Source organism: Novibacillus thermophilus (genome assembly GCF_002005165.1).
Classification (GTDB): domain Bacteria; phylum Bacillota; class Bacilli; order Thermoactinomycetales; family Novibacillaceae; genus Novibacillus; species Novibacillus thermophilus.
The window spans coordinates 2,197,428-2,209,879 of record NZ_CP019699.1 but is presented as its reverse complement, the minus strand read 5'-3'; the positions used below and the strand labels follow the sequence as shown (position 1 = coordinate 2,209,879).

Genomic DNA, 12,452 nt, shown 5'->3' with positions numbered 1-12,452 from the left:
CTTGGGAAAGGGCACCACCGCTGGTTCAGCGCCCCTTCCATCTGTTTCAACTACTGAAACTTACTCCCATTTTTTGACATACTCTTCGACGTTGTCCTTTGTCACTAATTCGTAAGGGACCCAATTCAATTGTTCTACCTCTTCACCTTTAGCAGCTTTAACAGCGATTTCCAATCCGCCGCCCCCTTGTCCCCAAGGATCCTGGAAAACGGTGACGTCCAGCTTTCCAGATTGAACGTATTCCAAAGCATCTTTCGTAGCGTCTACCCCAGCGACCACAACATCGTCTAGTTTCCCTTGCGCCTCTAGTGCCATGATCGCTCCGATTGCCATCTCATCATTGTTTGCAACGACGGCATCGATTTCCTGACCGCTCTGTAACCAGTTTTCCATGAGCGCCATACCTTGATCCCGATCCCATTCTGCAGTTCCTTCAAGTACTATTTCCAGATCTGGATACTCCTCAATGACTTGCTTATTCCCTTCCGTTCTCATAATTTGAGCTTCATGGCCCATCATTCCGTTCATAATAGCAATATTGCCTTTGCCATCAAGCAACTTTGCGACTTCTTCCATTTGCATTTTCCCCGCTTCTATTGATTCTGAACCGACGTAAGCGGTCGCTTCCTCTACCCCTTCAAAATACCTGTTGACGATGACGATCGGAATGTCAGCGCTGTTTGCCTGTTCAACGATTCCGGGTGCAGATACTGTATCGACTGGCACCATTAATATCGCGTCAACTTGCTGCTGGATGAAGTTTTCTACTTGCGACAGCTGTTGGGCGGGATCATTCATCGCATCCACATATATAACTTCCACATTTTCCTGCGATTCCTCATATTCCTTAATTCCGTCTTGCAAATAACTCAACCACTTGTCGTCAAAGTCAGGAAGGGCTGCACCGATCACGATTTTGTCACCGTTTTCAGAGGTCTCCTGACCTTGTCCTGCATCCCCCTGCGCTTCTCCGGAAGTTCCACCACATCCGGCAACCAGAACGCCAATGATTAACAATATTGTGAACAATCCTACGTGTTTTTTCATTTTACAGTTGACTCCCCTTTCTTTTCATTAAATCGATGGATTTTGAGACTGTTTATACAAATGCTCGCTTCTGGATTGTTATAAGGCATCCCTCCCCGAGCGTAAATTTCACTACCTGTATGAAACATCAGAAATATTCACCCACTTTCCGGTGCACACAGATCGTTCAACCGCTTCAAGTACCATCTGATTGCGAACACCGTCTTCGAAATTGGGATTTGGACTAATTCCCTTCGAAATACCTCGCATCATCTCTGCCAATAAATTGATAAACGTATGTTCATAGCCAATAATGTGCCCGGCTGGCCAGTACACCCTCCCATACGGATGTTCAACCTCCGTGCAGTTGACTGTACGGAAACCTTTGAGCCCCGGATCGTCTTCCTCCAAATAGACATGAAGGTTGTTCATGTTTTCCATATCCCAACGCACAGAGCCTTTTTCCCCGTTAATTTCAAATCGGTTTCCTGCGCGGTTGCCACGGCTAAACCGTGAAACTTCAAAAACACCGAGGGCGCCGTTTTCGAAGCGCGCCAGAAAAGAGGCGGCATCATCGACGGTCACTTCTCCTTTTTCACTACTTTCTACTTTGCCTTGTAGGTGAATGTCCATATCACCTAGCGGGCGTTCCTTAATAAATGTTTCCATCATTCCGGCGACTTCACTAAACTCTCCGACGAGAAACCGTGCCAGATCGATAATGTGGGACCCGAGATCACCGAGTGTCCCTGATCCGGAAACGTCTTTTCGAAGTCGCCACACTAACGGATAACCGGGGTCCATCAACCAATCCTGTAAGAACGTCGCCCGAACATGATAGATTCGACCTAATTTCCCTTGCTGTATCAACTGTTTAGCATATTGAACCGCTGGTGCGAATCGATAATTGTGGCAAACCATGTGGACGACTCCGGCTTTATTCACAGCGTCCAGCATGTGTTGTGCTTGTTCCACGGACAATGCCAACGGTTTTTCACAAATGATATGCTTGCCCGCTTTTGCTGCCGCTATTGCAATGTCCGCATGGGTGTTGTTCGGCGATACAATATCAATGACATCGATATCATCGCGCTCAACCAAATGATGCCAATCCATTTCGACCGAAGCCCAGCCCATTTTTTCCGCTGCCCGTCTGACACCTTGTTCGTCGCGTCCGGAAATCGCTTGCAAAACAGGTACAACCTCTGTATCGAAATAAAATGGAATATCCCGGTAAGCGTGACTGTGCGCCTTTCCCATCATTTTGTAGCCGATCATTCCGATGCGGACTTTCTTCTTGCCCTTTGCCATCCTTTCACCCTCACTTTATTCATGATCGCCATTGCGAAAGTCTATTCTTTGTCCGGTTCTAGCGCTTTCATAAATGGCTTCCAACAGTCGAATGGAAAGAAATCCGTCCTCAGCGGTAACCGGAGGCTTCGTCCCTTCGACAATCGCATCAATGAACAATCGATCTTCCTCTGCGTACCCCCACTTGTCTTCTACTGACAGTTGATAGAAGTCAGAAGTCCGCGACGGTTGGTTTAGGCCTAAGGAATACGTCACCTTCTCCAATTCTTGGGTTGACACCGTTGAGTATTTTCCGTAAACTTCAATAGCCTCAAACGGAAAACTCCATCCGGCATGGGCATACGTGACAAAATTTGCAACGGCACCTGATTCAAATGTAAGCATAATCGCAAACGTATCCATTTCTGCATCTGACATATTTTGTCTTCCTTCACAATAAACTGTTTGCACTTCACCGAATAAATACCGACATAAATCCATAAGGTGAAAAGGCGTTTCATAAAGGAATCCGCCCGTTACGTTTGGATCAGCGGTCCAAGGAGGATGTAATAGCTCTCCGCGGTTCATTTTAATATTCGCTAAAAATGGGGTTAAGTCGCCTGAAGAAATCAGCTCCTTTACTTTTTTATAGACAAGGGCGTACCGACGATTCATACCTAAATTGTAGATAGCTTTAGATTTTGCCGCTGCTTCTTTTATTTGTTTGGCTTCAGCTAAAGACGTCGCCATTGGTTTCTCAGAAAAAACATGAGTGTTATTTTCAAGACACTTTATCACGGGTTCAACATGTAACGTATTAGGTGTTGTGACATACACCGCATGAACCCCAAGCTCAAACAACTCTTCAACACTTTTGACGACCTTAGCACTTCCTACTTCATCGGCTAAAAGTTTTGCCTTCTCTTCTACGATGTCCGCTATTCCGACAATGTCTACACGTTCGTCTTTTTTCAGGATGGAGGTGTGAACTTTGGCAATCCCGCCTGCCCCCAAAATACCAACATTCACCTTAGACATTGTTTCACTCCCTTTTGTTATAAGGAACCGATTTCATTAAGCGCTTTATAATGAGCCTACAATTAAATTTAGGCGTCATCCTCCGCTCGATACTCGCTCGTGGAATTGCGGATAATGAGACGTGGCATCATTATAATGCGTTGCTTTGTTTTACTTTTGCCTTCGATCTCCTCTATAAGTAAATCAACAGCTTGAGAACACATATCCTGGATCGGTTGTTCAACAGTGGTCAATGGAGGATCACTGTTCATAGATAAAAGGGTATTGTCAAACCCGACAATGGAAAGATCATCGGGAATCCTGATATCTCTTCCTCTCGCAGCAAGAATGACACCCATAGACAGTATGTCGTTGCAAGCAAATATGGCTGTCGGCGGTTCTGGGTCAGCCAGTAATTTCGCTGCTGATAGTTCCGCATCTTCCGAACTAGAGCCACCTATAACAACCATTTCGTCTCGTAAATTCATTTCATTTTCCTGTAAAGCCTGCTTGAATCCACGAATCCGCTCCTTACTGCTGGTCGCATCCTCACCAATAACAGCTATTTTTTTGTGACCAAGCGATATCAGGTGGGAAGCAACTTCATATCCCCCGATAAAATCGTCCACTCTTACGCTGTTAACCAATAATGACGGATGGGATGCGGCGAGAAGCACTACCGGTATGTGTTCCTCAAGCAAACTTTTCAGAACGTCTTCATTTTTAAAATCACCAGCCAAAATAAACCCGTCAACACTTTTTTGATTTAACAACGAAACGTAAAGCGCTTCTTTTTCTCGATCAAAGTCGGTACTACAAATGACGAGATTATATCCTTTTTCATGCGCGCGATCTTCTACTCTTCGCGCCATTTCAGCCACGAAAGGGTTCGCTATATCCGGTAATAAGAACCCGATCGTGGACGTCCGCTTCCCCATTAAGGCTGATGCCAGTATGTTTGGCTTGTAGTCAAGCTCTTCCATCGCCTCTAACACTTTTTCTCTCGTTTTTTTCCTAACCGGCTGATTGTTCATCACTTTTGAAACGGTTGCTATTGATACTCCCGCTTTCTTAGCCACATCGTAGATCGTCGGTTTCATTGCTTGCCTTCCTTCTCATCAAAAACATGAATAACCTTATTAAGCGCTTAATTTAACAGTCAAACATGTTTGAGAGGTTCCAGCAGGACCTTACTTCCTGTCTGGTAAGACTTTGTGGCAGATACAGCAATTTCTAAAGCGATTTTGCCGTCAATCTCATCAACTGCAGGCTTTTCGTTGTTTCTCAGGCATTCAATAAACACCGTCATCTCATTCAAGTACGCATCTTTAAATTGTGACGGAAAGTCTGGAAAAACATCATGGGTGCTGCCGTTATTTTTAAGTATCTTTATATCGTGGTGCTGCATCGACCCGATTTGAATAGCGCCTTCTGTCCCAATAACTTCAGCCCTGATGTCGTAGCCGTACTTTGCATTTCTACTCGCTTCGATATCAGCTGCCGCTCCGGAATCAAACGTTAAATAGGTCAACGCTTGATCCACGTCGTTAAATTCCGCCACGTAATCATTCTCCACCACACTGCCCAGCGCTGTAACCGATATCACTTCAGCTCCTAACAAGAAGCGGGCTGTATCGTAGTCATGAATAGAAAAATCTAAGTACAGTCCTCCGCTGTTTTTGATAAAGTCTGGCGGCGGAGTGTTCCCATCTCGGGTAATCCCTTTAAAATAAATGGGCTTCCCGATATCACCGGCTTCAATCCTTCGTTTAGCTTCAACGTAATTGGGGTCAAACCTTCTCATAAACCCAACCTGACAAATGACGTTATGGTCCTGGATCACTTCGATCACTTCGTCAGCTTCTTCTAACGTCTGCGTAATCGGCTTCTCAACAAAGATATGTTTCGAATGAGCAGCCGCTTTTTTGATCATGTCCGCATGTGTCGAAGTTGGAGTCACAATTGCTACTGCGTCAATTTCTGGATCACGGAACACTTCATCCGGGTTTTCAAACCATTTCGGAACGTCTAATGCCTGGGCAACTTGCTTCGCTCTACCTTCTAAAGGATCTGCCACGGCTACTAACTTGGCACCATTCACCCTTCTAGCGAGATTCTCAGAGTGCCAGTAGCCTAATCTTCCCAATCCAAGAACTGCACAACGGATTTCGTTCGGCATATGAGGCAACCTTTCATCTTTTTCTTTGTATGTTAAGCGCTTAACTTTAATTGAGATTGTATTACGCTTTTACGTCGTTGTCAACACTGTATTTGAAATTATTTCTCTCGACATAAGATATTCCCACCGCTATGAACCCTAAAGTAGCGGCTAGGAAAAACCCTCCTTTCAGGCCAAACATATGGTTCAACACCCCAGCCAAAAAAGGACCTAAAAAAATTCCGGCGGCGAAGACAGACTGATAGAATCCCATCGCTGTCGCCTGTTTCTCACGGGGAACTGATTGGATGGCCATACTCAGCAAAAGGGGAAACGTTAAGCCGAGAAAAAAGCCGTTAAAAGACTGTGTAAGACACAGCCATCCGTAATGATCCACCAACGGAATCATACAAGTAAAAACAGCACTCCCTAAAAATCCGATCGTTAAAGTCATCCACTGACCTAAAACGGGGACAATCTTCCTTCCGGAAAATAAGGACGCAATGGCATGGGGAATTAAAAACGCAAACGAAATATAGCCCAGCTCGCCTTCTTCCACACCAAGATTTAGAGCATAGGGAGTTGTATATCCGAAAACCGTGATGAATAGTACACAATGGGCAAACGCGGATAGAAGGGAAACTTTCACCAACAGGGGATTGCGCACAACCTTAGGTACATCTTTCATGCGCATCAAGGATTTCGCTTCGTCTCCGACAGGTTCCTTGATAAAAAAAGATAGGGCTAAACCCATGAAGCCTAGAATCCCACCAATTAAAAACGGAAACTCCAACCCCCAACGTTTGACTAGAACGCCACTGACGCCCATACTGATCACCTGGGCCGTAACCGTCACAAATTGCATGATACTCATAGATTGCGTGCTTCCTTCTTTAGAAAAGAAGTTGGAATACAAAACCGTAAACGTCACCCAAGTGGATGCCGCAACGCCTGAAAGCGTCCGAAATCCCAGCGCCCAACCCAATCCATCAGACAAAACAAAACCAACACAACTTAACACACTTGTAACAAGGCCGAGAATGATAAAAGGACGGCGCGCCTTCATCAGGTCGGAAAAAATGCCAATAGGGAGGCGAATGAGAACTTGCATGACGCCGTAGCTGCCTAGAACGATACCGATGAACGTGTACGTTGCCCCCAACGATTCTAAGTATGTCGGCAAAACAGGAACGTAAATGTACATGGAAAACCAATAAACAAAGGTTACCGAAATAAACACAATATGGTCGCGAATCGAAATACGATTCTTGCTACGTGTCGTGTCCAAGAAGCCATTCCCCTTCATGCAAACTCAACCGGTCCTATTGAGTTTATTAATGTAACATTAAGCGCTTAACGTTGATTATAAACCGATTAAATGAAAGAGTTCAATCCAAGAAACTGAGTACACGTCTTCTCTAGTCTGACAGATCTGTTTGCTGTCGCACTTTTTCAATTACCTCCTCGATATACTGCTTTCCCTTGAAGGCATACGCAAAGGGATTGGCTGTAAGCGGGTTTTGTTCCGCTTCAATCACGAGCCATCCCTCGTACTGGCGCTCGATTAATTTTTGAAAAATTGGAATAAAGTCGATGCAACCGTCACCGGGGACGGTAAAAATCCCTTTTTTTACCGCGTGGGAAAACTTGACACGATAAAGGCGCGTCCAATTGAGGACGTCTTGACGAACGTCTTTTAAATGAATGTACCGGATCCTGTCGTAATACGTTTTGAGAAGTTCTAACGGATCACTGCCACCGTAGTAGGCATGTCCCGTATCATACAACAGGTGTACGTGTTCCGGATCCGTCATCTCGACGAGTTTATGAATCTCTTCAGGCGTTTCCACGACCGTTTCTCCGTGAAAGTGGTAAACGAGCTCCATCCCGTTCTCCCGGCAATAACGCCCGGCCTCATGGAGCCCATCCACCATATACTTCCATTCCTCATCTGATAGCGACACCATCTTTGATCGGTCCGGTCCCGTAAACTGATTCCGGATTTCGCAAGTTACTACGTGTTTACAGCCCATCGCTTTTAAGAAATCGACATGCTCGCGATAAGCTTTCATTTCAGTTTGGCGGCGAGACGGATCACTGAATAATACCGATTTCCATCCGGAAGCGAGGGACAGTCCCTTGCTTGACAACAATGCTTTTAATTCATGGACACTTCTGGGAAATGCCCGGCTCATTTCTGTTCCTTCGAAGCCAAGTTTTGACATTTCAGATAGCACTTCTTCGCCAGTGTACAAATCTTTAAATAAGTGTCGGTCTTCGTTCAACCAGTTGATCGCGGAAATACCTAACTTCACGTTCACGGCAGATACCTCCCGTTCAGCTCGCTTCCTCTAAATTCAGCCAACGCATTTCTTCCGGACTCAATGGAATGCGTGTTGCTTCAAAGCTGGATTGTAATTCCTCCACCCTTCGCGGACCGATGATACCTCCAACCGGAAATGGTTGACGCAATACGTATGCCAGGGCGATGTGCAAAGTGCGACACCCTTTTTTCAATGCCAATTGTTCAGCGCGGCGATATCTCTCCCAGTTCTCGTCGCTGTAGTAAACCCTCACGATGTCAGGATGGTCTCTTCTCCCTGGCGAAAAACGCCCAGTAAAAAAACCACCCGCAAGAGCCGACCACGATAACAGAGGGAATTGTGTAACTTCATGCCAGCTTCGCGTTCCTTTGTCGGCAAATACACAGCCTGGCCACATCGGTTCCACGGGCTCAGCCAGACTCAAATGGGGACTGCTGCACGAAAATCCGACAAGGCCATGTGCGTGGGCGTAATTGTTGGCTTCCTGAATTCTTTCGCATGACCAGTTTGAAACCCCGATTGCCTTTATCAACCCTTGTTCAACATGTTCATTTAGCGCTTCGACGATCGGTTCAACTGGTACAGCAGGATCATCTCGATGCAGCAGATACAGATCGATGTAGTCTGTTTGCAACCTTTGCAAACTGCCGAAAAGGTCGTACTTGATCGCTTCCGCGTTCACGCGGGGCCCGTTTTCATCCGGATGACCCCCTTTTGTCAAAATGAGGATGTCCTGGCGGTTTTTCCGCTCGTTCAACCACATCCCGATCGCATTTTCACTGTCTCCTGCTCCATAATTTTGGGCAGTGTCCAGTATGTTACCGCCCAAACGGATGTATTCATCCAATACGCCGCTCATTTCCTCAATATTGGAGGGATGAAATGTTGCGGTCCCCAAAATTAACTCTGACACTCGCTGATCCAGTCCCGATATTTGAAAGTGTTTCAACTTTCCTCCTCCCCTTTTGAACGTCTAAATTTCAGCTTCAATGTTTTGATTTCGTAAGGCTTTATTTCCGTAATGAGTGAATGATCAAGATTACGAAGATGGCGTTGCAGATCGCCTTGTTCCCTTTCCAATAAATCGCACTCAGAGGCTTTACGTAAAGCGTTTTGAAACGTGAGTGTAATGAAACGCTTTTCTCCCAGCAAATCTTGAAATCGCAAAATGTAATTCCCGTCGTCATCTGACGGCTTAAATGCCAAAATGGCAATGCCTTCTACGTCCCGATTCAGCAGACCATGTGAAAAGGACTCTGACAATTTCGGATCGACGGGCACAGCAGTTAAAGAATGTCTCGTCTCAGCGGCTGCTTTCCACACATTTCCTTTCTTCCAATTACCGCCGTGCAAAACAATGCGGTATTTAAACGTATAGTCCCCGCCCATCCATTGCGGAAAATTAGTGCCCCACTGGTTGTTAAAGGCGTTGAAAAACAGTGTCGATTGTTCCGGGACATACGTCTTCGAATATTGAAGGATTCCTGCTTCCCCTATGGAAAGGAGCGGGGTATCTAGTGGTATGAATCCGATGCCGTGTTCACCGTCCTGTACATCCACCCATTGATCACAACAATGCAGTCGCTGATTGGCCTGTTCCAGAATGTCAGTTACCGGATCTATCACACTCCCCATTTTTTGCAGACAATACTGGGGGCGTCGCGTCTTCAGCGGAAACACGAAGTGTCCGGCCTCCAAAAACGGGGTCTCTTGCTTATCGCACAACCGGTATTGAACGTCTACGCCTTTTTGATCCGTTTTTAAGGAGAGAATCATGTGTAACGTTTTGGCGTTTCCGTATGCTTCGTAACTTTCCCGGGCTACTTCTTTCGTAATGATCACGCGGCACTGATTCCACCTGTTTTCAATGTCGATGCGTTTCAATTTGGCACCGAAGACTTTTCTTTTTATTCTGGGATAACCGGCTTTGCCAAAGTCATGAACATACCAATCTGTGAGGTCGTAAGCGTAGTCTTTCATGAACCGCAAAATATCTTCTTTTCCGTATACGCTGTACTGGTAGTCACCAAACTCAAGGCTTGCCCCGTCGTCCACCCACTCCTTCTCCCTTTCCTTGTCGTAGAAACTTACAATTGCCCCACTACGGCGATCAATTCGCACTGTAATCCAACGGTTCTCTAAAACCACCTGCGTATCCGTTTTTTTAGCCAATTCTTTTGCTTCACTGCAAATGGCCGTCTCCCCAGGGACAAACTTGAAAACTCGCCACCCCGCGGGCGGAATTCGGTTGACGAAGGCTTTTTGACTCTTGCCATCCCTGACGAGCGGGTATCTTTCCCCGTTTTCCAGGTCCGCCAAAAAACCGTTCTGCCCACATTCCAGAACGACTTCTTCTCCGTGTCGCGTCCAAGGGAGCGGATTGTAAATACCGATGAAGCGATCGTCAGCCGACGTGGACGGCCGGAGGGCCCTTATAGCTTTTTCTGCACGCTGTACGTAAGATCGCTGCTCATCCCAGGACGCCTCTGCCCTTTTGTAGCTGTCAGATTGTTTATCTTGTAAAAATAAGTCTTTTTCGTACACACGTTCTCCATTCCGCATCGGGAGTAAAGTAATCTTCATATCCAATCCCCACGTGTGCTCCCCAAACAACAACACGTGTTCGTAAGCTTTCTGGATGGCCGTGTAAGCGGTTTTGCGATGACGGTTTCCGTGCTCGTTGCACAATTGCTCTATTGACATCAGTGCCTCCAGCGACGACAATTCAGTCCTTAACCTGCGAATGTCCGACACTTCCTGGGGATACGTTCCGATACCGTGAATCCACGTATCAGCTAGGTCTTTCTTAATAATTGGGATGTCCGTCATTTTTCGCTTCAGGAAGTCGTGGGCGAAGTCGTCCATCGTCCCGAACTTAACTTTTACTCCGGGTGCCTTTTGTCGAAGTTCAGACAGAACATTCTCCACGATGTCATCCGATTGGGGGCCTATATTGTCATGAGTCTGCTGTAAGGCAAGCCATATCGGATACGGCCAATCGTCAGGAGGTAACAGATCTGTCCCATACCCCCCTTTGGAGTAGAAAGTCAGTATTCGATTTCCGTCAGGCCCTTCCCAGTAAAAAAGTCTCGGTACATCGGGAGGCGTGGAACAGCTATTACATCCGAGGTGTAAAAAACGCACACCCGCCTTGTATAAAATGGAAGGAAGCATCCACGTATGTCCAGGGACATCCGTCATTTTTGCCGAGATCGGAGTTCGCTTACCGTAACGATCTGCCAGCTGTTTCGAAAAGTGAAGACCGCGGATAAACTCTTCCACCCCACAAAATTCTGTGTGTGTGGTAAACGGAAGTGCATGCCACACGAGTTGACCCTGTTTTATCAATTGTTCAACCCGTTCCCGCTGATTTTCAGAAATATTTTGTAACGTGTGCTGCAACAGCCACGCAGGCATCGTCCACACGTATTGATGGTCTTTCCCAAACTTTTGTGTGTTTTCACATACCTTGATTACATCGTCGATCATCTCTGTTTCGTAATGGTGTAAAACTTCTCTGACTAATCCAGTAAACCCAATGTCGACGTGCGTTTTAAATACGACGTATATCGTTTCCAATTGCTGCATAAGACGGTCTCCAACTCCCAATTTTTCTATTTTCGAACGGCACTTGATTTTCGCACATTTAACTTTGCGCGGACAATGACACTCTGTTCGACCTCATCCTGTTTCGTCATAATGGAAAACAACAGTTTGACCGCTTCAGAGCCGAGTTTGGATGCAAATAAATCTACCGCAGTCAGTGGCGGATCAATACCTTGCGACAGGACGGGATCATCGCTAAAAGCGATGACGGACACGTCATCGGGAACCGCCTTTCCCAATTCTTTCAATGCCCGCAAAATTCCAAGGGCGACTTTGTCAGTGTCAGCAATCACAGCCGTGTACTCTTGATCCACCAAGTATGTTAATGTTGCTTCGTAACCGTAAGTCCCAGGGTCTTCTAACATGTCTTTCTTAAAGACATTGTCACGCTCCGAACAAGGCAGACGATTTTTGTGAAACGCCCGCAAAAAACCCCTTTTTCGGTCATGTGACACTGTCACGCACTCGGGTGCGTTGAGGAATAATATTTTTTCGTGCCCTTGCTGAATGAGAAAGTCACACACTTCAAAAGCTATTTCTTCGTTGTTGTTGTTGACAAACGAGACATTCTCTACATTAGAGTTTTGCGGTTTTCCGATCACAACAAAAGGTGTATTTAGCTCGTGTAAAAGTGCAATGCGCTCATCCTCTCGCTTTGGATCTAAAATAATCACTCCGTCAATTGGGTCTGTCGTCAGATAGGGAAGCTCCACACTGTCTTGTGCTAATGTATCGATCAGCACTCTGTAGTTGTAGAGCGACGCCTCCGTCACAACCCCGCTAATCAAGTTCTGTTGAAAACTGCTGAGTGTCAGGTGTTTAGAATACGGGATTTTCAAGCCGATGATCATCGTCTGCTTCGTCGTTAAACTGCGCGCAATATGGTTAGGAGTGTAATTTAACTGTTTAGCCGCTTGTAATACGCGCTCTCTCACTTCTTTACTGACCGGCCTCTTTCTTCCAAAAACGTTGGACACAGTCCCTTTGGACACGTTTGCCAACTTAGCCACATCATCAATTTTCGCCATAAC

General features: G+C 46.1%; 10 protein-coding genes. All 10 read right to left on the bottom strand.

The features are described 5' to 3' along the window. Positions 1 to 60: 60 nt before the first annotated feature. Positions 61 to 1,047 (bottom strand): sugar ABC transporter substrate-binding protein, encoded by a 987-nt coding sequence (locus tag B0W44_RS10820; RefSeq protein ID WP_077720046.1) that lies wholly within the window; start codon positions 1,045 to 1,047, stop codon positions 61 to 63. A 111-nt stretch (positions 1,048 to 1,158) separates the two neighbouring features. After that, a complete protein-coding gene (locus B0W44_RS10815; RefSeq protein WP_077720045.1) occupies positions 1,159 to 2,337 on the bottom strand; it encodes a Gfo/Idh/MocA family protein in 1,179 nt (392 codons plus the stop codon). A 15-nt stretch (positions 2,338 to 2,352) separates the two neighbouring features. Next, entirely contained in the window at positions 2,353 to 3,354 is a 1,002-nt protein-coding gene (locus tag B0W44_RS10810) for a Gfo/Idh/MocA family protein (RefSeq protein ID WP_077720044.1), read from the bottom strand. 68 nt (positions 3,355 to 3,422) lie between these two features. Beyond that, positions 3,423 to 4,433 carry a LacI family DNA-binding transcriptional regulator gene (locus tag B0W44_RS10805; protein ID WP_077720043.1) on the bottom strand — a complete coding sequence of 337 codons (1,011 nt, stop codon included), beginning with the start codon at positions 4,431 to 4,433 and terminating at the stop codon, positions 3,423 to 3,425. A gap of 59 nt (positions 4,434 to 4,492) precedes the next feature. Continuing rightward, on the bottom strand, positions 4,493 to 5,512 hold the full coding sequence (iolG, locus tag B0W44_RS10800) for an inositol 2-dehydrogenase (RefSeq protein WP_077720042.1): 1,020 nt from the start codon (positions 5,510 to 5,512) through the stop codon (positions 4,493 to 4,495). 61 nt (positions 5,513 to 5,573) lie between these two features. Further along, positions 5,574 to 6,797, bottom strand: a complete 1,224-nt coding sequence (locus tag B0W44_RS10795) for an MFS transporter (protein WP_077720041.1) — start codon at positions 6,795 to 6,797, stop codon at positions 5,574 to 5,576. A gap of 112 nt (positions 6,798 to 6,909) precedes the next feature. Then, positions 6,910 to 7,812 (bottom strand): myo-inosose-2 dehydratase, encoded by a 903-nt coding sequence (iolE, locus tag B0W44_RS10790; protein ID WP_077720040.1) that lies wholly within the window; start codon positions 7,810 to 7,812, stop codon positions 6,910 to 6,912. A gap of 16 nt (positions 7,813 to 7,828) precedes the next feature. Beyond that, positions 7,829 to 8,764: an aldo/keto reductase gene (locus tag B0W44_RS10785; RefSeq protein WP_077720039.1), complete on the bottom strand. Its 936-nt coding sequence runs from the start codon at positions 8,762 to 8,764 to the stop codon at positions 7,829 to 7,831. Further along, the gene (locus tag B0W44_RS10780; RefSeq protein WP_077720038.1) at positions 8,761 to 11,403 is read right to left on the bottom strand and encodes a DUF5054 domain-containing protein; all 2,643 of its coding nucleotides are present in this window, start codon (positions 11,401 to 11,403) and stop codon (positions 8,761 to 8,763) included. Before B0W44_RS10780 ends, B0W44_RS10785 begins: the two co-directional genes overlap by 4 nt. A 26-nt stretch (positions 11,404 to 11,429) precedes the next feature. Beyond that, positions 11,430 to 12,449: a LacI family DNA-binding transcriptional regulator gene (locus B0W44_RS10775; protein ID WP_077720037.1), complete on the bottom strand. Its 1,020-nt coding sequence runs from the start codon at positions 12,447 to 12,449 to the stop codon at positions 11,430 to 11,432. Positions 12,450 to 12,452 lie beyond the last annotated feature (3 nt).